Annotated in this window: 17 protein-coding genes; 11 read left to right on the top strand and 6 right to left on the bottom strand. The window is 46.2% G+C overall.

Translation table 11 applies throughout. The features are described from left to right. Positions 1–34: 34 nt before the first annotated feature. From solA to HUG15_RS17810, 3 genes are all read right to left on the bottom strand, one after another. Positions 35–1,198 carry an N-methyl-L-tryptophan oxidase gene (solA, locus tag HUG15_RS17820; protein WP_200124368.1) on the bottom strand — a complete coding sequence of 388 codons (1,164 nt, stop codon included), beginning with the start codon at positions 1,196–1,198 and terminating at the stop codon, positions 35–37. 18 nt (positions 1,199–1,216) lie between these two features. After that, on the bottom strand, positions 1,217–1,645 hold the full coding sequence (locus tag HUG15_RS17815; protein ID WP_200124367.1) for a GlcG/HbpS family heme-binding protein: 429 nt from the start codon (positions 1,643–1,645) through the stop codon (positions 1,217–1,219). 109 nt (positions 1,646–1,754) lie between these two features. Then, positions 1,755–2,642 carry a LysR family transcriptional regulator gene (locus HUG15_RS17810; protein WP_200124366.1) on the bottom strand — a complete coding sequence of 296 codons (888 nt, stop codon included), beginning with the start codon at positions 2,640–2,642 and terminating at the stop codon, positions 1,755–1,757. Positions 2,643–2,883: 241 nt separating this feature from the next. On the opposite strand from HUG15_RS17810, the gene fdhA reads away from it, so the two are divergent. The 3 genes from fdhA to HUG15_RS17795 all read left to right on the top strand — a co-directional run bounded on the left by fdhA (position 2,884) and on the right by HUG15_RS17795 (position 6,893). After that, entirely contained in the window at positions 2,884–4,095 is a 1,212-nt protein-coding gene (gene fdhA / locus HUG15_RS17805) for a formaldehyde dehydrogenase, glutathione-independent (protein WP_200124365.1), read from the top strand. A gap of 75 nt (positions 4,096–4,170) precedes the next feature. After that, positions 4,171–6,126 carry an oxidoreductase gene (locus tag HUG15_RS17800; protein ID WP_200124364.1) on the top strand — a complete coding sequence of 652 codons (1,956 nt, stop codon included), beginning with the start codon at positions 4,171–4,173 and terminating at the stop codon, positions 6,124–6,126. Between the two features lie 353 nt (positions 6,127–6,479). Beyond that, positions 6,480–6,893 carry a GlcG/HbpS family heme-binding protein gene (locus tag HUG15_RS17795; protein WP_200124363.1) on the top strand — a complete coding sequence of 138 codons (414 nt, stop codon included), beginning with the start codon at positions 6,480–6,482 and terminating at the stop codon, positions 6,891–6,893. Positions 6,894–6,981: 88 nt separating this feature from the next. On the opposite strand, the gene HUG15_RS17790 is transcribed toward HUG15_RS17795, so the two are convergent. Then, on the bottom strand, positions 6,982–7,677 hold the full coding sequence (locus HUG15_RS17790; RefSeq protein WP_246516391.1) for a TetR/AcrR family transcriptional regulator: 696 nt from the start codon (positions 7,675–7,677) through the stop codon (positions 6,982–6,984). Between the two features lie 693 nt (positions 7,678–8,370). Here HUG15_RS17790 and HUG15_RS17785 point away from each other — a divergent pair. The 7 genes from HUG15_RS17785 (at position 8,371) to HUG15_RS17755 (ending at position 18,823) form a co-directional block, all read left to right on the top strand. Then, positions 8,371–9,660 carry a glycine cleavage T C-terminal barrel domain-containing protein gene (locus HUG15_RS17785; protein ID WP_200124362.1) on the top strand — a complete coding sequence of 430 codons (1,290 nt, stop codon included), beginning with the start codon at positions 8,371–8,373 and terminating at the stop codon, positions 9,658–9,660. Positions 9,661–9,771: 111 nt separating this feature from the next. Next, on the top strand, positions 9,772–10,602 hold the full coding sequence (locus HUG15_RS17780; protein WP_200124361.1) for a methylenetetrahydrofolate reductase: 831 nt from the start codon (positions 9,772–9,774) through the stop codon (positions 10,600–10,602). Between the two features lie 180 nt (positions 10,603–10,782). Next, positions 10,783–12,453: a formate--tetrahydrofolate ligase gene (locus HUG15_RS17775; RefSeq protein WP_200124360.1), complete on the top strand. Its 1,671-nt coding sequence runs from the start codon at positions 10,783–10,785 to the stop codon at positions 12,451–12,453. Positions 12,454–12,723: 270 nt separating this feature from the next. Continuing rightward, on the top strand, positions 12,724–14,703 hold the full coding sequence (locus tag HUG15_RS17770; protein ID WP_200124359.1) for an oxidoreductase: 1,980 nt from the start codon (positions 12,724–12,726) through the stop codon (positions 14,701–14,703). Between the two features lie 69 nt (positions 14,704–14,772). Further along, a complete protein-coding gene (locus tag HUG15_RS23410; protein ID WP_281393552.1) occupies positions 14,773–15,828 on the top strand; it encodes an electron transfer flavoprotein subunit alpha/FixB family protein in 1,056 nt (351 codons plus the stop codon). Positions 15,829–15,844: 16 nt separating this feature from the next. Then, entirely contained in the window at positions 15,845–16,756 is a 912-nt protein-coding gene (locus tag HUG15_RS17760; protein ID WP_211202259.1) for an electron transfer flavoprotein subunit beta/FixA family protein, read from the top strand. Between the two features lie 60 nt (positions 16,757–16,816). Then, entirely contained in the window at positions 16,817–18,823 is a 2,007-nt protein-coding gene (locus HUG15_RS17755; RefSeq protein WP_200124357.1) for a heterodisulfide reductase-related iron-sulfur binding cluster, read from the top strand. 315 nt (positions 18,824–19,138) lie between these two features. Here the strand turns inward: HUG15_RS17755 and HUG15_RS17750 are convergent, their stop codons facing one another. Further along, on the bottom strand, positions 19,139–20,449 hold the full coding sequence (locus HUG15_RS17750) for a uracil/xanthine transporter (protein ID WP_246516390.1): 1,311 nt from the start codon (positions 20,447–20,449) through the stop codon (positions 19,139–19,141). A gap of 146 nt (positions 20,450–20,595) precedes the next feature. Between HUG15_RS17750 and HUG15_RS17745 the strand changes: the two genes are divergently transcribed. Next, entirely contained in the window at positions 20,596–22,266 is a 1,671-nt protein-coding gene (locus HUG15_RS17745; protein ID WP_200124356.1) for a PucR family transcriptional regulator, read from the top strand. 40 nt (positions 22,267–22,306) lie between these two features. On the opposite strand, the gene HUG15_RS17740 is transcribed toward HUG15_RS17745, so the two are convergent. Further along, complete coding sequence (locus HUG15_RS17740; protein ID WP_246516389.1) at positions 22,307–23,689, bottom strand: YfcC family protein; 1,383 nt, start codon at positions 23,687–23,689, stop codon at positions 22,307–22,309. Positions 23,690–23,844 lie beyond the last annotated feature (155 nt).

Below are 23,844 nucleotides of genomic sequence, written 5' to 3'. Positions count from 1 at the left end.
AAAATAACGAACAGAGAAAAATGTTCTCTGTTCGTTATTTTATCGGTATTTTTGGTTGTTGTAATTCCGGCCGCGACAAGGAGAATATCGAGATATCATGCTCGGTGTGTCCGTCCAAAGCCAATTGGCTCAAAATTTCTCCGATAACACTGGCAAATTTAAAGCCATGTCCGGAAAAGCCTGCAGCAATAGCGATATGTGAATGTTGTGGATGGAGATCAACAATGAAGTGTTCGTCTGGCGTTCTTGTGAATATGCAAGCGCGGCCATGATTTAATTTTCCAGCCGCTTCAGGCATATATGTTTCCAAAAACTCACGCACGTCGCCTTCATCATTCGGAAAAATCCCATATTCACGGTTGACATAAGCCGGCTCGGTTTTTTGTCCGACGTCAAAACGTCCGATTTTTAACCCATAATCGTCCAAGCCGGGAAATCCATAATATACGCCCATTGGCATATCGACAAAAAAGGAAGGGAACGCACCAGCATCATACAATGATGGGTCGGAGTCAAACCAGGTAACCGTTTGGCGCGTCGGTTGCAGTGGAAGATCCAACCCTAAGTTAGACAGAATTTTCCCGTTCCATGCCCCGGCACTAATCACAAGTTTTTTTGATGTGAATGTGCCGTTTTCCGTGTGGACGGAAACACCGTCTTCATAGGTCTCTATATTCATAACCGGTGTATTTGTTAACAAGGTGGCGTTATTTTTTTCAGCCAATTGCCGATAAGCACGGATACAATTTTCGCTATAAAGGACGCCGGATTCTGGTTCGAAACAGCCTTTGTACCCTTTCGGAAGTTGTATCCCCGGCCAGCGTTCATTGATTTCATCGGCGTCCAGCAAATCAAGAGACAGTGAATATTCCTTGGAGCTCGCGATCGCTTCATCGATAAACGCCGAGCCTTCAGGTCCGAATCCGAGCACGCCTGTTTTTTCAAAAATCGTTTCGTCAGCTTCTTCCTGTAGTTCATCCCAGAGTGTCTGGGCTCTTATCGCCAGAGGCACGTATTCCCTTCCTTCCCCATATGCATGGCGAATAATTCGAGTTTCACCGTGATGGCTTCCATTGGCGTGGGGCGGATCAAAAGCATCAATCATTAAGGTTTTTGCCCCTTGTCTTGTTAAATAATAACTGGCTGCCATCCCCATGGATCCGGCGCCGACAACGATGACATCATAATCCGTGTTCATGTTGGCCACTCCCTTGTGTCACCGAATTTCACTTAATTGCACACTTTCAAATTTTTTCACAGCTGCCTCAGCTACTTGCACATCATGCGCGACTGTGCTCCCGCTTACACCAACGGCGCCGATCACTTTCTCGTCTTTAACGAGCGGGATCCCGCCGCCGAACACGACAATTTTTCCTTGGTTTGTCGTGTTTAATCCGTAAAGCGAACCTTCGGGCACCGTCTCATCCTCCAAATTGGATGTCGGCATTTTAAGAGCAACAGACGTCCACGCTTTATTTTGCGCGATATCGATACTGGCAAGCCACGCATCATCCATCCGGTGGGTGGCGATCAGGTTGCCGCCCTCGTCCATAATCGAAATGACCATCGATACACCAATGTTCTGTGATTCACGTTCAGCGGCTTCGATTAAGGTTTTTGCAGCGTTTAAGTTTAATGTGCTCATTACAAATTCCCTCCCAATGTGGTTGAATTTTCAAAATGCAGGGCATTTGTCCATAGTATAAGAGAGATCTTCTATCAGGTAAAATGACTGTTGTTGATAGCATCGTTCATTAAAACTGATATCTTAACGGGTTTGCACGTCTGGTTTCTTTGACCGTGTCAATCGTTTCTATGAATTTTCTCATCGAATTGGTCAGGTAAGCGTCTGACCGCCTTATAAAAACGGTCGTCACATGACTGTACTGTTCCGGAAGATTCATGCAACGAACAAGTCCTTCCTCTTCCAAATGGTGGACGGTAGACTTCGGAAGAAGTGTAACACCTAAACCCGATACGACACATCCTAAAATCGTTTCCAACGTGCCGAATTCGATAATGTTCGCGGGATGTATGCCCTCGGCTTGGATCCATGCCGTTAACTTGGCCCGGTAGCTGCACCCCTGTTTAAACACGAGTAATGGTTTATGGGCGAATTCATCCAATGACATTTCTTCATTATTAGAAATTAAAGTCAATTCTTCATGAAAAACTTTATGTTGGGTGATTTTAGGGTGTTCTTCAAATCCGGTGACAAAAGCACCGTCTATTTTGTGTGCAAGCACCTGCTCTACCAGGTTTTCCGTGACATCTGTGACCAATGATAAGTCAACGTTTGGGTAATCGTTGTGATAAGCGGATAAAATGTGTGGGAGCCGAATGACGGTTTCAACGGTTCCCAAGTCAAGTTCACCTGATGGTTGGTCCGAATCTTGAACGACTTTTACCATTTCATCAAGCGTGGTTAAAAGATTCTCCGTATACGATAAAAGCTTTTTTCCTTCAGGATTTAAAATCATGCCACGGCTGTTCCGGTGAAATAATTGTGTTTGCAATTCTTTCTCTAACAATTGAATTCTCGTCGTCACATGGGATTGAACATAATTTAATTCATGGGCGGCTTTGCTGACACTTCCGTAAAAAGCTACTGATTTGAAAATTTTCAAATCTTTGATTTCCAATTTAAGCTTCCCTCCCTTTTTTAAAAAAACTCAAGTAGGTCAACCCCTTATTTCTAATAATGATAAAACCTATCGTTTTTAATCATTTTACATGATTTAAGTCTTTTTATACAATTAATAGCAAGAAGAGATAATGATATAATATTTTTAATTTATATTATATTCACACCATCCCTTGCTCTTTTTGCACTCCTTTAACGCAAAAAATGCAAGCGGTTACAACTTTTTTGGAGGGATCATTATGGCATCCAACAAAGGCGTCGTTTATCAAGGTACGGGAAAGGTCACGGTCGAAGACATCGGTTATCCGGAACTCATTCTTAGAGATGGTCCCGGTGTACCGAAAGAAAACGTCAACAGAAAATGTGAGCATGGGGTTATCCTTAAAGTTATAGCGACAAATATTTGCGGAAGCGACCAACATATGGTTCGCGGCAGAACAACGGCCCCTCAGGGCTTGGTTCTCGGACATGAAATCACCGGGGAAGTCATTGAAATAGGGCGAGACGTTGAATTTATTGAAAAAGGGGATATGGTATCGGTTCCTTTTAACATCGCTTGTGGTCGCTGCGTCATGTGTCAACAACAAAAAACCCATATTTGCCTGAATGTGAATCCGGATCGTCCCGGTTCGGCATACGGTTACGTAGATATGGGCGGCTGGGTCGGAGGTCAGTCGGAATATGTAATGGTTCCATATGCCGACTTTCAACTTTTGAAGTTCCCTGATAAGGATCAAGCGATGGACAAGATCCTTGACCTGACAATGCTTACCGATATTTTCCCAACCGGGTTTCACGGTGCCTATTCAGCAGGTGTCACAATGGGTTCCACGGTCTATGTTGCTGGAGCGGGACCGGTAGGACTAGCCGCGGCGCATTCAGCCCAACTCCTTGGCGCCTCCGCTGTTATTGTCGGTGACTTAAATGAAGAGCGGCTTCAACAAGCGAAAAGTTTCGGGTGTGAAACAGTTAATTTGAAAGAACATGATCGGTTGGGCGAACAAATTGAACAAATCTTGGGCGTTCCGGAAGTGGATGCTGCCATTGATGCGGTCGGATTTGAAGCTTCAGGACATGGAGAAAGCGGTGAACAGCCGGCTGCTGTATTAAACGCGATTATGGATGTGACACAGGCCGGCGGAGGCCTTGGCATACCTGGGCTTTATGTCACTGAAGACCCCGGGGCAGCGGATAAGGATGCCCAGACAGGGTCATTAAAAGTGCGCTTCGGCCAGGGGTGGGCAAAAGCGCATACTTTCGTCACCGGCCAGACACCGGCTATGTACTACAATCGCGGTTTGATGAAATCGATTTTATCCGGCAAAGCTCAAATTGCCAAAGCGGTTAACGCGCAGGTGATTTCCCTTGACGAAGCTCCCGAAGGATACGCTGATTTTGACAGTGGTGTAGCGAAGAAATTCGTCATTGATCCGCATGGGTCGCTTCGGTAAAGTCACTTCGATGAATTTTCAGCCATTCCCCGAGCAGTAAACGGCATCAATTGATATAAGAAATGGGGGAGACTAGTGACTACTGCTACCGACTTGCAAACCTTATTCAGTCCGTTGAAAATTGGCAATAAAAAAGCCAAAAATCGTATTGTATCAACGTCACATGCTGTGGCGTGGGATAATGGAACGGGTCTCATCAATGATCGTCATGTTAGATACCATGAACGTAAAGCGGCCGGAGGTGCCGGGATCATTATGACGTTTGGCTCTGCCAGTGTCTATGAAGAATCGGCAGCTTCCTATGGATCGGTCAGTTTATGGAATGAGGAAAATGAGCCTTTATTGAAGGACCTTGCCGACCGTGTTCATGCCCATGGCGCCTTAATTATGTCCCAGGCCACCCATATGGGAAGACGTGCAGATTCATCGGTAAGTGGTCGCCCTATACAGGCGCCGTCTGCCGTTCCGGAGGGGGTGCATCGAGAGATCCCACACGTTATGCGTACGGAGGAAATACCGCCCATCGTCCAGTCTTTTGCTGAAGCTGCGGAGCGGTTAGAACGTTGTGGATGGGATGGCATTGAGATTACATCTTTTTCGGGACATCTCATTGAACAATTTTGGAGCCCAACCCTTAACCATCGCACGGATAGATATGGTGGGGACTTTGCTGGTCGTATGCGTTTTTCGATCGAGGTGATTCAAGCGGTTAGAAAGGCAGTATCAAACGATTTCATTATTGCTTTTAGAATGGCCGCTGACCCTAAAACCGATGCATTAGGTCTTGATCAAGGGGATATGCGCGACATTGCCCGGACACTTGATGATTTAGGATGCATTGATATGTTTAGCATTAGCGGCGGGACCGGTGCAACCTACAACGCCCAGGCTGCGGTTGTTCCCGGAGATACGTTTGCAAGGGGCACCTATAATCATGTGGCGAAAAAGATGAAAGCGCAGCTTTCGGTCCCTGTTTTAGTTGCTGGACGTAATCTCGACCCCAGCCAGGCGGAAGATGCTCTGACGAATGAAGATTGTGATCTTGTTGGTATGACAAGGGCTATTATCGCGGATCCTGATATGCCACAGCTGGCACAAAAAGGGGAGCTCTCTCGAATAAGACCGTGTATCGCATGTGGTGAATGTATCGGCAGATTATACTCGGGAATGCCGGTTATTTGTACGGTGAATCCTGCGATGGCTGATGATTCCTTGGAGTATCTCATGCCTGCACAGCAGCAACGTAAAGTCGTTATTGTCGGTGGCGGTCCGGCGGGGATGGAGGCCGCCCGCGTATCAGCCATGCGCGGGCATGAGGTTCATCTGCTGGAAGGCACGGACAAACTGGGAGGGAAAGTATATTTTGCTGCGATGGCTTCCGAACGCCCGCATTATGGGAGGCACATTAAATGGCTAGAGCAAGAGTTGGACCGGCTGGGCGTAAATGTTCACCTTAATACAAAAGGAACGACTGACAATGTCTTGCTTTTAAATCCTGATGACATCGTGCTTGCTACGGGGGCTAATTCCAGAAATGACCATTATGTAACGGATGTTGAGCTGTTTGATGACAAGGTTTCGATCAACGCCGATAGTAAAGTATTAATCTATGATCGGGAAGGAAAATTTAGAGGGAGTAGCGTCGCTCACTTTGTAGCTGAAAAAGGCGCTTCCCAAGTTGAAATTGCTACACCATTATGGTCGGTGGCAGAAGATTTGGATGAAATGCAAAAGCCTGAACTATACCGGTTATTGACAGAAAAGAATGTGACAATGTCTCCAAATAAACATTTGCTCACAACAAAAGAAGGCTATCATGTATTGGAGGACACGTGGTCGGAATCAAAGAGGGATATTGAAAAAGATGAGATGATCATCTTCATCGGTTACGAAGAAGGGGACAATCGTTTGTTGGATCAGCTAAAGTCGGCTGCCCCGGAACTTGCCGTTCAGCTTATCGGTGATGCCGTTTCCCCCCGCCGATTAAATGATGCTGTCTCGGAAGGTGTGCGTGTAGGAAGTTCATTATAGTAATTCTTTGCATAGTTTGTGAACAACAAACTGTGCAAAGAATTCTATTACATTCATTCAATTTGCTAGAGAATTGATCCTTGCTACATTCGGGTACTCTGGCAAAATCACTGGATGTGTTTATGTCATTAATGGGGGTGTTGCAGGGTTAATCTCATTGGCTCTAATGATTATGAAAAGTATCAGAAATGTGTTCGAGAACTCAAAGGAAAATAAGGACGACAGCGCTGATCAGGTATCATTTTAAATGATCGAGGCTATCAATCACAGTCATTTTACCTGATGTACCGTCCATAATGGATGCAAGTGACAATTATTTATGAAAATTCAACCACATTAGGAGGGGATTTGTAATGAGCACATTAAACTTAAACGCGGCAAAAACCTTGATCGAGGCCGCTGAACGTGAATCACAGAACATTGGTGTATCGATGGTCATTTCGATTATGGACGAGGGTGGTAACCTGATCGCCACCCATCGGATGGATGATGCGTGGCTCGCCAGTGTCGATATCGCACAAAATAAAGCGTGGACATCTGTGGCGCTTAAAATGCCGACTTCCAATTTGGCGGAGGCCACGGTGCCTAATGCCGAACTTTATGGTTTAAACACGACGAACCAAGGAAAAATTGTCGTCTTCGGCGGCGGGATCCCGCTCGTTAAAGACGGAAAAGTGCTTGGCGCCGTTGGTGTAAGCGGCAGCACGGTTGCTCATGATGTGCAAGTGGCTGAGGCAGCAGTGAAAGAATTTGAACTGTGGAGCTAAGGGGTTAGCAAGAAGCCTCAGCACGTGTAAAAGGACAGAGAAAAGGTGTAAATACCTTTTCTCTGTCCTTTTCTTCTATTCGGCGAATTCAGCTCATCCATCCCCGGCGATCCAAAGTAAAATCAAAGGAAAAGGAATTGGCATTTTCTAAGATTTCCTTAATATATGCCATCGTAATTTCCGTTGCTGTCTCCCAGGAGTAGTCATATCTCCGATTGAGAACAAGCGTCAGCATCCCCTGCCAGGTCAGTTTTATCATTTCCTGTACGTGTTCGGCGTTTTCTTCCTTAATATACCCCGCTTGAATGCACTCCTCCATTGCGATGCGTTCCCTCGTTGTCATGTCAAATTCCAAAAACATCGGTTTTAAATCGGGAGGCAAATCGTCAAGATCATCCGGGAACTGATCGTAATACTCATCCATCAGTTCCTTGGATCCGCCCCCCACATCCGAGGAGAAAATGGCATGATAGATGTGCGGTTCAGCAAAGCTATATTGGCAAAAACATTCCCACATGAGCAAAAATCTTTCCTGCGGATTGGTTCCTTTCGCCATATAGGCAGGGAGCGCTGAAGTATATCGTTTTAAAATCTTCAACGAAGAATAAAAGATCAGGTGAGAAAGTTCGCTAAAGTAATTGTAAATGGTCGCGCTGTTGTAGCCGGCCAAATCGGACACTTTGCGGATTGTGACATTTTCAATGCCTTCCTCTTCAATGATTTGAACGGTGGCATCTATAAAATATCTCATCATACGGATCGTTTGAATTGCTTTTTTGTCCAAGCTTCTACCTCTTTTCGGTTCGAAAATATGAAGTCCTATTCATCCTTACTTTAATCTAGCACATTTGTCCATCTTTCTTCAAACGCCTACAAGGACTTTAATGGTCGCCGAAAGGTCTTTTAAAAAAAGTTTTTCAAAATCGGTGCACAATTATCTAACCATTGATTATTATATGAACAAGGATACATTATAATCATGATTACGTGAATAGGTGAATAAGAATAAAACAATTCGGATTTTCTTCGTTGTCAAAGGGATGATGCTATAAGTGTGTTTAACTTGGCAGGTAAGAAAGTATAAATCAACTTTCTTACCTGCATAGGTGCAACTAAGGTTTTTGCCATCAAAGCTTGGCGAAAGCCAAGTTCTCTAACGTGAAGAACGCCTGTTGCCGCGGAAAAATGCATTAGCGAAAAAACACGAAAAATCTTTAAATAAAAAATTAAGAAAACCATTTACAATTCAAAAAATGCTGATTATAATATAATCAAGAATAAAAAATAATCATGATTATATAAAAGGAGGTGCTTATCCTTAAAAAGCATAAATATCAAAATGTAAGCGGTTAATTAAAAGGGTTTCGGATCAACATGCCTGAGAACCGCGGCTCGGGAGGTTGGATCGGTCATGTCAGATGGCGTCAGCATTATCCCATTTTTTATCTAAATATTCATCAAATAAGGAGGCAATTGTATGTCTGTTGAGGTGAAATCAGAGTTCAAGACGTCAAACGATCTCGAGGTACTGGGCATGCAGAGGAATGTCCCGGTTAATCTGCGCCAAAGTGGGGACAACGGTTCACGCATGCTAATCTCACAAAGGGTGCGCAAGTCCCCTTTTTGGCATCTCTCTCAGGAAGCCGGCTGTTGGTGCTATACGGTTTATAACAACATGTACCACCCGCGCGCCTATGTTCCTTTGGAGGAAGGAGGGCTCCTTAAAGAATACGAATATCTCACCGAACACGTCACCCTTTGGAATGTCGCGGTAGAACGGCAGATTCAAGTGAAAGGTCCCGATGCCGCCAAGCTGGTCGACTTGGCCATCACTCGCCCGGTTGAGAAAGTCAAAGTGGGAAAGGCCCGTTACGTTATCTTGTGCAACGAAGAAGGCGGAATCATAAATGATCCTGTCCTCCTTCGCCCGGCTGAAGATGAATTTTGGTTCTCCCTCTCCGACAGCGACGTGGCCCTGTGGCTACAGGCGCTAAATGTCTCGAGCAAATTTGATTGCACGGTGCACGAAATCGATGTTGCCCCTGTGCAGATTCAAGGCCCGAAATCAACAGCTTTCATGTACGATCTGTTTGGCGAGCAAATTCACGACGTCCCTTACTACGGACTGCTGGAGAGCGAAGTAAACGGTTGCCCGGTCATCGTTTCCCGTACAGGATTCTCGGCTGAGGCCGGCTATGAGATCTACCTCTACGACGCCAGCATCAATGCCGAACGGCTCTGGAACCATCTTCTCGACGCCGGCGAAGCCCATAATTTAAAAGTGATTGCCCCTGGTCACATCCGTCGGATCGAAGCGGGCATCCTCTCCTACGGTCAGGACTTGGATCTGGAAACTAATCCATACCAAGTCGGATTGGCCTGGCAAGTGGACTTGAATAAATCTGAATTCGTGGGCAAGGAAGCACTGGCTCGCATCAAAAGCGAGGGTGTCACCAGCAAGCTGGCAGGGCTGAAGTTTGGCGGCAAACAAATCGACTGGTATCCTGCCGATTTCTACCTCGTCTACGCTGAAAATGAGTCGAAGCCGGTCGGCTACATCACATCCGCCTTTTATTCGCCGACCCAAGGGTGTAATATTGGTTATGCGATGTTGCCCACCTCGCTCGGCACGGTCGGCACTCAGCTTGAAGTGCACCTTCCCGAGCCATATGCCGGCGGGCGCGTTACGGCAGAGGTAGCAGAAACGCCTTTCAAGCCCCCCGAGTTCCCCGGCACGGGATTGGCTGAGACCGGAAGAAAGCTTTAAACGTATCTGGAGGTTAGAAGTTGGACGGCAACTGATGACAACAAAATCCAATTTCCTGTTCCAATCTCTAGCCTCCAATCTCTAACTTCCAGAATGAAAGAGGTGATGGCAATGATGAATCGACAATCGTCGGTTGAATTGTTTGAACAAATGAGTGAGCCACGCTTCGAAGTTATACCCACGCACAACATCGTTGAGCGAGCCACGGAGGCGCTTCCGTCTCACGCTATGTTGTCGATTACCTGTTCGCCGACGAAAGGGGTCGACACTACGGTCGAAACGGCAATTGCATTGGCTCCTCGGTTTGCCCGAGTCGTCCCCCATATTGCGGCGCGAATGATCCGGAGTGAAGAACACCTTGACGCGGTGATTGATGTGCTCCATGCTCACGATGTGGATGAGATCTTTGTCGTCGGAGGCGATCAGGACCAAGCTTTAGGCCCGTACCGTCATGGCCTTGATCTGTTGCAATCCCTGGCCACACGCGAGCATGGGATACGCCGCATTGGCATTCCGGCATATCCCGAAGGGAACCCGAATATTGATAATGACACCCTTGCCAAGGACCTTTTGGCGAAAGCGCCTTTCGCACATTACGCCGTAACGCAGATGTGCTTCGATCCCGACAAAGTCCTTGCTTGGTTGCGGCGGCAGCGTGAAGCCGGTCTGGAGTTGCCGTTCTACTTGGGGATTCCCGGACCGGTAAAACCGGATAAGCTCGTCCGTATTGCAACCCGTATCGGTGTGACCGACTCGCTTCGCTTCCTGAGAAAAAATCTGAAATTGACGGGGAAACTGTTGCGCGGTTATGACGCCTCCGGTTTGATGAACGCCTACACTCCGCACTTAAATGATCCGGACTATGGGATTGCCGGCTTTCATATGTATTCTTTTAACGAACTAAACTCCCTTAAAAAAATTTTCGGGCGTATAGCTATATGATAGCGGCACTTATCTGTTTTTAGTTATTTATTTCATTGTTTTTTCAAGACCCTATTCAATGGTTTCGGTTATAATGGATATAGGCAAAGTAGATGAAGCTCACAATTTTTCGCCCAAACAGGTTCGAATCGGCCTCAAATGCTTTGCCAATCAACACACTACCTTTGGAGGCTTGTATAAATGAAATCAGATGTAGAAATTGCGCAATCTGCAACGATGAAACCGATTGAAGAGGTTGCCGAAAAAATGGGCGTGGGGCGCAGTAAGCTTGAATTATACGGAGACTACAAAGCAAAAATTAACGAAGATCAGCAGATAAGGTTCGAGAATAAGGGGAATGGAAAATTAATTCTTATGACGGGCATTAGTCCAACACCTGCCGGTGAAGGAAAAACGACCACTTGCATCGGTTTGGCTGATGCCCTTCAAAAAACAGGAAAAAATGCGGCTGTTGCAATAAGGGAACCTTCCGTAGGCCCTGTGTTTGGTATGAAAGGTGGAGCAGCAGGAGGCGGTTATTCCCAGGTCGTGCCTATGGAAGATATCAATTTGCATTTCACCGGTGATTTTCACGCGATCAGTGCGGCGAATAATTTATTGGCTGCCATGATCGATAATCATATCCACCATGGGAATCCATTGAATATTGACACTCGTAAAATTAAATGGAAACGAGTGCTCGATATGAACGACCGGCAACTTCGTCATATCGTCGATGGTCTAAACGGAAAAGCAAACGGAACGCCACGTGAAGATGGATTTGATATTACGGTCGCTTCGGAAATTATGGCGATCTTTTGTTTGGCAAATAACATCGAAGATTTAAAAGAAAAGTTAAAAAATATTGTCATAGGCTATACAATAGATGATGCCCCTGTTACCGCGGGTCAATTGAAAGCACATGGAGCGATGGCCGCTTTATTGAAAGATGCTTTAAAACCGAATCTTGTACAAACGTTGGAACACACACCGGCATTTGTTCACGGCGGACCTTTTGCCAATATAGCCCACGGGTGCAATAGTATACAAGCGACAAAAACGGCGCTGAACTATGCGGATTATGTTGTGACTGAAGCTGGATTCGGCTCCGATCTGGGAGCGGAAAAGTTTATGAATATTAAATGCCGCCTGTCAGGCATAAGGCCATCTGCCACTGTTGTCGTTGCCACAGTTAGAGCATTGAAGTTGCATGGCGGCATTTCAAAAACCGAGTTGGAAAAAGAAAATCTCCAAGCACTTGAGAAAGGGCTGCCCAATTTATTGCAACATCTGGATATCATGCAAGAAACATTCGGCGTATCAACGGTTGTGGCCATCAATAAATTTCCAACGGACAGCGAAGCGGAGTTGGAAAAAATAGAAGAAAAATGCCGAGAGCAAGGTGTAAAAGTCGTGCTTTCCGATGTATGGGCGAACGGTGGCTCAGGTGGTGAGGAACTGGCTCAGGAAGTTGTTCGACTGGCCGATCGCGGAAGCCAAACCACATTTACTTATGACTTGAAAGATTCTATTCTTAAGAAAATCGAAAAGATTGTCCAAAAGGTATACGGTGGAAAAGGGATTGAACTTACAGGAAATGCGGAAAAAGAAATTCAGAGGCTGGAAGCGTTAGGGTATGGAGACCTTCCGGTATGTATGGCAAAAACACCCTATTCATTTTCCGACGATCCGACGAAAATAGGGCGGCCAAGTGATTTTAAAATTACGATAAGGGATGTGAAACTTTCAGCAGGAGCAGGATTCATTGTTATGTTAACCGGCAACATTATGACGATGCCGGGGCTTCCCAAATCCCCTTCAGCCGATTCCATTGATGTGGATGAAGATGGGAGAATTGTTGGGTTATTTTGATGTGAGGATGAAAGGGATAAACCATATCGCTCGCATCAAGTTTTCAGATGCGGGCAACAATCCCTGTCCGGGTTCCACAGGGTCTATTCTACTGAGGAATTGAATAAATATGATACAAGCTACTTTCAGATATCAGTTATAATGATTGATCATATCAAAAATAGTCATTTCACCTAATATAGGCTCTCATTTATACTGTGATCAAATGCCATTCATTTATGAAAATTCAAACGCTAAAGTATTCGGAATAATCAAAAGGAGGAATATATCGTGGAAGACCTTAAAATGTTGTTCAGTCCTTTGAAACTTCGACATTTGACGGTGAAGAATCGGATCGCGGTCACGGCACATGCGACCGGCATGAACCCGACCGGTCATCCATCGGATCAGTTCATCGCTTATAACGCGGAGAAAGCCAAGAACGGGGTCGGACTATTAATTACGATGGGATCTGCTTCCGTTCATCCGACGGCCCCCAACACGGATTGGGGCGGCATTAATAACTGGGATGAAAGCATTGTCCCCGATTTGAAAAAAATGTCCGAGGCTATTAAACCTCATGACACCGTTCTCATTGCACAAATCAGCCATAAAGGCCGGCGTTCCAGCCGTGATGTTACTTGGCTCCCGATTTATGCACCTTCCGATATACCGGAAGACGTCCATCAGGATATGCCGCACGTTATTCAACCCGAAGAGATTGATTGGCTCGTCGATGCTTACGCCCAGGCTGCCCTTCGCCTGAAAAAAGGCGGTTTTGACGGAGCGGAAATTTCCGCGGCACACGGCCATCTAATCGATGCATTCTGGTCGCCGATCTCGAATACGAGAACCGATGAATATGGCGGCAGCCTGGAAAACCGGATGCGTTTTGGCATGAAAGTGATTGACGCCGTCCGAGACGCGGTCGGGGATGATTTTATCGTCGGTTTGCGGATGACCGGAGATGAATTAATTGAAGATGGCTTGACGAACGAGGGTTTACAAGAGATTGCCATGCGAGTTGCAGAAACGGACAAAATCGATTATCTAAATGTTATCGGTTCCGTCGGTACAACCGAATATCATCAAGCATTAACGGTGCCGTCAATGAATTATCCGTTAGGGGTGTTTTCAGGGCTAGCCGGTGCGATTCGATCGTATTTGCACGATGCCGGTTACGACATACCAGTGCTCGGGAGCGGCAGAATCGTTCATCCGCAACAAGCCGAACAAGTTCTTGAAGAAGGGCAGGCCGATTTTGTCGGGATGAATCGGGCGTTGATTGCCGATGAAGAGATGCCGAAGAAAACGGAAGAAGGTCGGATGGATGATATTCGTCTATGTATGGGCGCCAATGAAGGCTGTATTGCCCGCATTTATGCAGGAAAAACGATGACGTGTGTGCAAAACCCGGTTATCGGTCGCGAGGAAGAACTGGCATCATGGGCGCCTGCCGACAAGCAAAAGAATTTCGTCATTGTCGGAGGGGGGCCGGCGGGGCTGGAAACAGCACGCATGGCTGCCCTTCGTGGCCATCAAGTGACATTGATGGAAAAGGACGATCAGCTCGGTGGACAAATACGCCTGGCAGCGAGTACGCCGAACCGGGATTCCTATGCCACTTCCGTTGAATGGCTGGAAGGGCAAGCGCGGAAACTCGGCGTTGATATTCAAACCGGTAAAGAAGCGACCGTTGATAATGTTCTTGAATTGAATCCCGATGCTGTTGTCGTCGCAACCGGATCAGAGGGACGGGAGCCCGTTCATCTCCCGGGAGGGGATGATCCGATCGTTGTCACGGCACGGGAGGTATTGGAGGGTACGGCTGATGTAGGGGATCAAGTTTTGTTCGTTGATGATAACCATCACCAGGAAGGGTTGTCGACAGCAGAGGTTCTTGCGGAACAGGGGCATGAAGTGACTGTGATTTCGGCGGCTTGGTTTGCCGGCAATGAGGTTGACATGACGATGAGACCTGATTTGTATGCACGCCTCGATAACCTTGGGGTAACAATTCAGCCTTTAACAAAGGTAAAAGAAATTCAGCCCGATGGAATCGCCCTTGTGGAACACTATCAATCTCATCGTGAATGGGAAATGGGGCCTTTTGATTCGATTGTCTATGCCGCCAAAGGTGTTGCAAATGACGAATTGCGCCATCAACTGAAAGAGAAGGTAGCGGAATTACATTATATCGGGGATGCGTTTGCTGCCCGCGGTTTGCATGATGCCGTTCTGGAAGGGACACGGGTGGCGCGGCAAGTTTAATCAACGTCGCGGGGAATGTTTTGAACGGCATTCCCTGCGACCGGCCAGCAGATATTGGGGGGGTATACGATGGTTGATGAAAAGGAAAATACTGCAGACCCTGAGATCTGGGTACTGGCGGAACGCCAGGGGAAGAAATGGCAGAGTGTCACATTGGAGCTCCTTGACGATGCGGCTGTTCTCGCGAAAAGAGCCAAGTGGCAAGTCGCGGTGTTTGTTTTTGCGAAACCGATGGACGTGACGGACAAAGATTGTGAGGAACTCGCCGCCCACGGGGCAAATCACGTTTATCTCATGGAAAACGATGATTTTTGCGAACCGAACGGCCCCCAAAAATATTGGGCTGTGTTGGAGAATTTTTTTGTGGGTGCAAAGCCGCGCCTGCTTCTGGCACCGTCTACACCCTTATGGGTCGAGTGTGTCAGTTGGTTGATGGCACGTTGGGATGGAACGGTCGTTTCTGATGGCGTGAGTTTCAAGTTGTCGCCGGACGGAGATCTAAGTGTGACGCGATATGCCTGGCGCGGTGAAGCACAAATGACATTATCCCTCGGAAAAGATCATCCTTGGTGTGTATGCCTGCGCCCGGATGTTGCAGGTGTGGGCAAAGGGAATTCACGGGCAAAAGCGGAAATTACGCGTCGGCAAGAACTTAGCGATAACAATGAAGGTGTAAACGTTAAAGAGGTGTTCTCCCCGGATCCGGGTGACATTGATTTATTGGAAGCGGATCGGATTGTTGCCGGTGGTCGCGGGCTCAACGGGGCAGAAGGGTTTCAGTTGTTGGAAGGTCTTGCAAATCAGTTGGAAGCCGGGGTAGGGGCAACGCGTGTGGCGGTTGATTTAGGTTGGGTTCCATATAGTCGCCAGATCGGGCAAACCGGCAAAGCCGTAAAGCCCCGGTTGTATATCGCGCTCGGAATATCGGGGGCTTCTCAACATGTTGACGGAATGAGCGGATCGGAAGTCATCATCGCCATTAACAATGACCCGAATGCCCATATCTTCAAACTTTGCCATCTTGGATTTGTAGGGGAGGCTGAACCGATTATGCAGGCGTTAATGAAAGCGTTGGATCCAAAGTTGGAATCATCCGAATTGGTGGCGGCCTCAAAAGGAAAGTGACGAGGGAGGGGATGGTATGAAAGTGGCGGTTTGTATGGACACCACGCTGGCTACGCAAGACGTATCCGTAGAAAACATCCGCCGGGTTTATTTTGAGCAGCATTCGGATGCCGGTTATGTTGCTGAAGCAGATAGTATCGCGGCCCTTCATTTTGCCTTATCCATATGCGGGAAAGGCGATACGGTGACCGCCGTTAGCTTTGGTGGTTTGGATAAAAACACTGCATTGGAATATGCGCTCGCTTATGGTGTGACGTCTTTGATTCGAATCGAAGATAACCGTTCTCCGGAAACGCTTGCAGATCCGACGGTCAAGGCCCGGTCTCTTGCTGCCTGGCTTGAAAACGAATCGTTTGATATCGTCATTTGCGGGAATCCGAGCGGAACAGGTGTAACGCCGGCCTTAATGGCAGGTTATCTCGGTATCCCGTGCGTGTCACGTGTATATGCAGGTGAACGAAGAAGCCGAAGGAACAGGGAACATCTCGAATTGCAGCAACGCCTTGAACGTGGATGGCGTCAGCATGTTTCTGTTCATTTGCCTGCATTGATGACCGTTCAGGCAGGATTTTTTTCACCGATGTACATCTCCGTCAAACGAAGGCAGGAGGCTGAGAAACAATCCGAAACGATCATTCAAGTCGTCCCTTCCGTCGAAAGCGGGAATGAAAAAGCAGTCTTGAATGCCGTTGATCCCCCCAAACCTCGTGCCAAGCGAAAAGCCATGCCTGACGCCAATCAAAATGCAGCCAATCGCTTGCAGTCGCTGATGGGCGGCGGAGGTGGGGGATCCGGGTCGCGCGCCGGACAGGCGAAGAAAAAGGATGAGGAAGAGAAAGTCCGAGAACTTGCACCTGAAAAAGCAGCTGAAGAAATTGTGGAATTTTTAAAGAAGAAGGAACTTTTACCGGAATCCTCTGGAAAATAACTTTCCAACCTCCAACCTCCAACTTCTAACCTCTAATCTCCAGAAAGGGGTGGTTTAACGATGGAAGTGCGACCGTTTTTAATGATTGTCCTTGGCGTATTGGCGCTTGCAATGCTCATCCTTTTCGTCTTAAGAGTCAGTCCTATTTTACGAGCGATGAAAAACGCAAAACCCGACGCGCGCTGGGATCAAAAGGGTCAACGATTTGCTTCGATGATGAACCAGGTGTTCGGTCATCGTAAATTATTGCGCTTTAGGCTTGCAGGTATTATTCACTTGTTTATTTTCAGCGGATTTGTCGTGTTGTTTTTGGACATCTTGGAAGTCACGGGCCAGTTGGTGTATCCGCCATTTACGGTCGGCGTTGTCCTTGGCGGAATCATCGATGTATGGGTGATTATCACGCTGGCGGGTGTAATTCTTGCCCTCTACCAAAGGCGTGTCATGAAGCCAAAAAGATTTGAAGGCTCGGATGAAAGAGACGCGACGATCATTCTTTCCATGATTGCAACTATTCTCGTCGGGATTATCATCCATACGTCTTTTTACCATCTTTTGGCGGGTTCCGTGATTCCGGAACCACCTTTTGGCGATGGACATTTTCTCGGTTTGGCGGTTTCCCAGCTGTGGATCGCGTTGGGCATTGATACGCCAATGATGGCCCAAATCGGTTATGCAGTGGGAGTTCTTCTCGATCTCGGAATGATTCTTATTTTTCTTGCCTATCTTCCGATTTCAAAGCATTCTCACGTGCTGTTTGCGATTCCGGCCGTGTTTTTCCGTAGAATGGACATCCCGGAACAATCGGGACCGGATTTTGACCGCGGGGAAGCGAACGGTGAGGGAATTAAAATTGCGACGTTAGCGGATTTCAGTTGGAAAGATACGCTGGATTTGTTTACGTGTACGGAATGTGGGCGTTGCCAGGACGTTTGTCCGGCATACGGCGCCGGCCTGCCATTGTCCCCGAAAAAATTGATCCTTGATTTGCGTGATTCAATGACCGAACATTTGAAAAATCCAGCTGAAGTTGCTCTTGCCGGACCTGTCATTTCTGAGGAAACGTTATGGGCATGTACGACATGCGGAGCTTGCCAGGAAGAATGTCCTGTATATATCGAGCATGTTCCGAAAATTGTAGGCATGCGTTCTTCGTTGATTGAAAGCGGTTCCGTTGAGGAGCGGGCTCAGGGCGCTCTGGAAAATCTCATTGATCAACGTAACGCTTACGGAGAAAATCCTGATAAACGTCCCAAATGGCAATCGAAAGCACCCGTCCAATTTAAGGACGCAAGACGCGAAGCTGTTGATTGGCTATGGTTTATGGGAGATGTCACCTCGTTTGACAGCGAGCCGAACGTTTTAAAGTCGGTGCAAGCGATCAGCACGATTTTAGATCGTGCAGGGATGGACGTCGGTTTGTTGTATGACGGGGAATCGAGCTCCGGAAATGATGAATTGCGCATGGGAGAAGAAGGCTTGTTTAAAAAACTGGCCGGACAAAATTTGCATGAAATGAAGCAAGCGACATTCAGCCGTATTTTAACGTCTGATCCGCACAGTTTCAATACGTTGCGCAATGATTATCCGAAAATGGGGCTGGAACAGCCTGTTTATCACTATACACAAGTTATACTGGATCTTTTCAAGGAAGGAAAATTAACCGTCGAACAGCCCGTAAATGCAAAGGTTACTTTCCACGATCCTTGTTATTTGGGGCGTTGGAATCGAATCTTTGACCCACCGCGAGACATCTTACGGTTATGCGGAGCGGAACTTGTGGAAATGCCGAGAAACCGCGAATGCAGCCTTTGTTGCGGTGCCGGGGGCGGGCGCATGTTCATGAATGAAACGGGCATGGAAGAAAGACCGTCAGAAGAAAGAATTCGCGAAGCCGTTGAGCTGAACGGGGTCACTCAGTTTGTCGTCAGCTGTCCGATGGATGTGGTTATGTATACAGCTGCAGCAGCAGCGCTCGGATATGAAGATCGCATCAAGGTCGTTGACATCGCGGAATTGGTCGTTCAGGCAACAGGCATCAAATCGATAGATGCCAAGGCGGTTTAATAGGGTATCAGAAACAGCGCTGATTCGATATCAGCGCTGTTTTCTTGTTTGCTGCAGTACTGGGTTCTAGCGAACGGTAATTAAGGTTCATACACCAACGTTGACAACCTAACGACGAAAGCTCTAACATGTTAGGGCGTCAAAACCCTAGGATGACGACCTAACGCCATCCGCCATAACGAGTTAGGGTGTCAAAGGCCAAGGATGACGCCCTAACGTCTTCTGCCAAAACATGTTAAGGCGCCATACAGCCATATACGAATATTTTCCATTATCCCTTGTTTGACGTCGAAACTCTATGCGATGTTAGTCAACTCAGCTCTCCCGTTCCCGGTCCCAAGGAATGACCATTTCCAAAACAATGGCAAGTATAAGACCGACAAGGAGGCCATTGGACAATAAAGGTTGCCACAGTTCAGGCAGTGATGAAAAATAAGTACCCGGCATCGTCATAATGATCACACCTGTAAAAACAGGGATAGCGGTTCTGTAAACGTTTGTGCTTGTGTAGTCTATTTGTTTGAAGAAACCAAAGGCAGATAAAAACAATTGTAAATAGGCAACGAATAACACCGCGCTTCCTACACTTAACGGGATGGTTGCAAAGATGCTCGCGAACAATGGAACCGCACCGACGGAAACAAACATAACACCGGCCAGCATAAAAGGCAGCGTTTGCAATATTCGCGTCTGGCTTAAAAAACCAATGGAAGAAACATACGGGGCATATGGGACAAGCCCAATCACCCCTGCGATTGTTGTCGTCGTGCCTGTTATTGAAAAAGAACGCCTGTAGTCACTTTTGGTTGTGTCGATATTATACAATGGCTCTGTCCCCTTTAAAGAACCAAACGTATTGGCAAGGTTCAGTAAACCGGTGACAACAGCTGTTAAAATGATTCCCCAATGAAAATCAGGAGCACCGAGAATAAAAATGTCAAACTGAAATCCGGTAATATTCGTCACCGTTGCCTCAGCGGAAAAGAGCAAATTATAAGCGAGCCATCCAATCAGTATACCGATTAATAAGCCATACGGACGATATTTTGCCGGAGCCTTGGCGCTTATAATGATGACGATTAGAACGATGATGATGGATAACAATGAAATGGGTAAGTCGATGGCTACTTCTGTTTCCGATGTCTGATTTCCAAATGGAATCCCGAGCATCCCCTGAAGGAAGATCCCAAGAATCTGACAACCAAAAAGAAACATAAAAACGCCCATGACATTTGAGTTGAATAATTTCGAAATGAGCGGCCCCGCTCCGACAATCCCAATGATTAATGTCAGTATACCGGACATAATGATCCCGACGACAAGGCTGCCCCCCACAGTCTCGATCGGAATTCCTTGAGCTGGGGCAATGGCCGCAAGAGACAAGATCACACCCCACCACAACCCCGATTGCCCTTCCATAATCGCGCGTTTATGCCCGCTAGCGGCCTGAATCACACAAGCGATCCCCGTTACGATAAAGGAATACTGCATCAACGTCACGATACTTTCTTGCGGTAAAGAGAAGGCGGCGCCAATGGTGATTGGGATAACGACCGTGTTTGTAAACATAAAAAAAAGCCATTGAACCCCTGACACCCAAGGGCTTAGTTCCATAAGTTGTTTCACGTTACTGCCTCATTTCTTTAAAACGGTAAAAACATCCACTTTTATCATAACGAAATGGAAGAAAAAACGCATTGTTGTTTTCATATAAAAAATGTATAATTCTTTGTAAATATTAAACAATATGGATTTTGAAAGGGGTTACCGGGGTGAAGAGCGTTAACGATTTATTTTTGATTGAAAGTTTGAAAAATAGCACAGTCATGGCCGGGCATCGCGGGCTTACGAGAGGCGTACAAACGGTTAATATTTCGGACACACCGGATGCTATCGATCACTTAAATGAACATGAACTTTTGCTGACGACCGGATACGCTTTCAAGGGGGAACCAGAGGCGCTTTGCCGCCTGATTGAAAAAATGAATGACCGGAACTGTTCCGGTATCATTGTTAAACTTGAACGATACTTATATACTTTACCGGAAAAAGCAAAAATTGTGGCCGATTCGCTTTCATTACCCGTTATTCATTTGCCGCTGGAATATAAGTTAGGGGAGCTATCCCAAAAGATTTTAAACTTATTGAACGATGCACGAGCAGAGCAATTATACTACGCGATGGATTTGCATCAAAAATTTTCAGATATGATGATTCAAGGCTATACCCTTCAATCGCTTATCAAGCAAGTCAGCTATTATATCAAGAGGCCTTTAATGCTCACGAATCATCGCGGTGAAATAAAATGCCTCAGTCAGCCTTACGCCTCATCGGAAGAAGTTCGCCTGGATAAGCGTAAACAAACGACGATAACGAATACGATTAAACAAGATCTTCTGCTTGCCCGAAAAGGGGGAACATTTTTCATAGAAGAGAATAACATCGGCAGCATCACGACCTTTCCAATTCAAACGAAGCGGCTACAGCCCAATATGTTGGTTATTTTAGATGCGGTCACGTTGGCCTACCCCCTATCGGAGACTGCCATTGAACAAGCGGCAAATGTCATTTCATTTACGATCTTAAAAGAGGAGGCTATTGAAGAAAACTTGCAAATTATTAAAAACAATTTTTTCACGGATCTCATCGAAAAACGAATCGATACCGACTCAGAGATTGAAAGTCGTTGTGCGTATTATGGATTACGTCAAGATGCTTATTATCTTATGATTTTGAGTGAAGCAAATGGAGAAAATATAGCGAACTGGTCTTTGCGAAAGGAAAAAGAGATCGCGGAAATACACCAATTGATTTTTGAAAACATGGAAGATGCCTTGCTTTCACATGCTTTCAACGGTGTTTTATTTTCGCAAGAATCCTATGTAGCGACTGTCCTGCAATTTGACACATTTAACGATGACGTCCTTGCGAACGTAAAAACCTTTTTACAACATATACAAACCAACGTTTTCGAACAAGGGATTAATCTATCTTTCGGGATCAGCAATTACGTGCAAAACTTGCAAGCGCTTCCGAATGCGTATCATGAAGCATCTGAAGCGCTGCAAAGCGGTTATATAAATGAAACCGGGCCATTTATCCATATTTATAAAGTTCGTGAGTTGATGGAGTTGTTACAAATGATTCCCGTAAAAAATCTTTATGAGTTTTACCGCCATACGCTTAAAGCGCTCGCAAAAGCAGATACGAAAGAAGTGAACGAATTAACGAAAACAACAAGGGTTTACTTGGATACACAATGTGAGATCTCTGAAACGTCCCGTAAACTTTTTGTTCATCGCAATACGGTGAAATACCGAATTGAGAAAATTGAATCGATGCTCGGGTGTTCGTTAAGGGATCCTTCTGATTCGTTGCGTATACGGACGGCTTTACTCGTTGGAGGGTTGCTGGATCATCATAACAATGCTATTCGAGAATAAAAAGAGCGGCTAAGCTTTGGCTTAGCCGCTTTGACATTGATTAACCTGTCCATTGAACCATTTGCGCAAAGATGAGAAAAACCATAGCTACAACCATATAGATGAGGAAGAGTGGGAAAAAGAACCGAACCCATTTCTCCCAGCTAACGCCTGCTATAACGAGGGCGGCCATGAAATAGCCGGAAGTCGGATATATAATGTGCGCAAAGCCGTCGCCGAATTGAAAAGCTAAGACAGCTGTTTGCCTAGTAACTCCTACCATATCTGATAGCGGTGCCATGATTGGCATCGTAACAAGGGCTTGCCCGCTGCCGGATGGAATGAAGAAATTGATGAGCAATTGCACGTACTGCATGCCTAGCGCTGAAAATACGCCCGGCAATTGGCCAACGATGGAGCCGAGTCCATATACAATCGTGTCCATGATTTGGCCATCTTCTAACACGATGGCAACAGAACGGGCAATGCCAATAATGATCGCTCCCATCAGCACTTCACGGAATCCTTCTGTAAACGCTTCAGATATTTTCGTAAGTGTGAGACCGGAGATCACTCCGACTATGACTGCCATGAATACAAATAGGCCTGCCATTTCGATCATGAACCAATCTAATTGAGTAACACCATAAACTAATATTATAAAAAAGATCGGTAATGTGCCAACTGCGAGTTTTTGACGTTTTGTCAGAGGCTGAGGTTCCTTGTCTCTCTCATCTTTATATAGCTCTCGCTTTTCGGTATCATCCTCGTACGTTAAACTAGATATTGGATCCTTTTTAACTTGTTTTGCATAGCGCATCATATACCAGCAACCGATAACAACAATAACGATAAAGATAACGACTCTTAATCCTAATCCTGAAAATGTTTCGAGACCTGAAATTTGCTGAGAAATTCCAACTGTTACAGGATTCATTACACCTGCGGTGAAGCCGAGCGCTGTTGAAATTAAGGCAATGGCTGCTGCGATCATGGAATCGTACCCTAGAGAGATCATTAGCGGCATTAATACCGGGATGTATACGAGCGAAAGCTCAGGTGTACCGATTATAGTGGCTACCATTGCGAAAAGTGTAGTTAATATTGGGATGATTAAGAGGCTTTTCGTCTGGAATTTACGAGCAAGGCGATCGACCCCAACTTCAATAATCCCTGTCCGCCTTAAAACCATGAACATTCCGCCAATAATAAAGGTGAAGAAAATAATTTCACCAGCGTCAATCATCCCTCGAGGGATTGCGGTCATAAATTCTATAAGTGACAGAGGTGAAGATTCTATTTGAGCGAAAGACTCCGGGTCAATCGTCTCTCTCCCATCCGGACCGGGGGTTCGCTCAAATTCTCCCGCAGGGATCAAATAGGTCATAATTGCGCCAACAGCGCTGATGAGAAACAAAAGTACATATATATGAGGTATTTTCATCCTTTTCCTCTTTTTGATGGGAGCCTGTCCTACATTAGTTGATTTTTGCATATTAGACGCTCCTTTTTTAGTCTAAGAATGATTTCATAAGTCCGAAAAGGGGAGGGGAATTTTTTAATATCCATTCTGAAAAGTTCATAAACTCTTCTTTTTTT

The organism is Salicibibacter cibarius, from assembly GCF_016495725.1.
GTDB classification, from domain to species: Bacteria; Bacillota; Bacilli; order Bacillales; family Marinococcaceae; genus Salicibibacter; species Salicibibacter cibarius.
This window is presented reverse-complemented; position numbering and strand designations above follow the sequence as displayed.

Coding starts and splice junctions, on each gene's coding strand:
- fdhA (WP_200124365.1), top strand. CDS start 2,884: ATGGCATCCAACAAAGGCGTCGTTTATCAAGGTACGGGAAAGGTCACG.
- HUG15_RS17815 (WP_200124367.1), bottom strand. CDS start 1,645: ATGAGCACATTAAACTTAAACGCTGCAAAAACCTTAATCGAAGCCGCT.
- HUG15_RS17760 (WP_211202259.1), top strand. CDS start 15,845: ATGAAAGTGGCGGTTTGTATGGACACCACGCTGGCTACGCAAGACGTA.
- solA (WP_200124368.1), bottom strand. CDS start 1,198: ATGAACACGGATTATGATGTCATCGTTGTCGGCGCCGGATCCATGGGG.
- HUG15_RS17740 (WP_246516389.1), bottom strand. CDS start 23,689: ATGAAAATACCTCATATATATGTACTTTTGTTTCTCATCAGCGCTGTT.
- HUG15_RS23410 (WP_281393552.1), top strand. CDS start 14,773: ATGGTTGATGAAAAGGAAAATACTGCAGACCCTGAGATCTGGGTACTG.
- HUG15_RS17780 (WP_200124361.1), top strand. CDS start 9,772: ATGATGAATCGACAATCGTCGGTTGAATTGTTTGAACAAATGAGTGAG.
- HUG15_RS17775 (WP_200124360.1), top strand. CDS start 10,783: ATGAAATCAGATGTAGAAATTGCGCAATCTGCAACGATGAAACCGATT.
- HUG15_RS17755 (WP_200124357.1), top strand. CDS start 16,817: ATGGAAGTGCGACCGTTTTTAATGATTGTCCTTGGCGTATTGGCGCTT.
- HUG15_RS17795 (WP_200124363.1), top strand. CDS start 6,480: ATGAGCACATTAAACTTAAACGCGGCAAAAACCTTGATCGAGGCCGCT.
- HUG15_RS17785 (WP_200124362.1), top strand. CDS start 8,371: ATGTCTGTTGAGGTGAAATCAGAGTTCAAGACGTCAAACGATCTCGAG.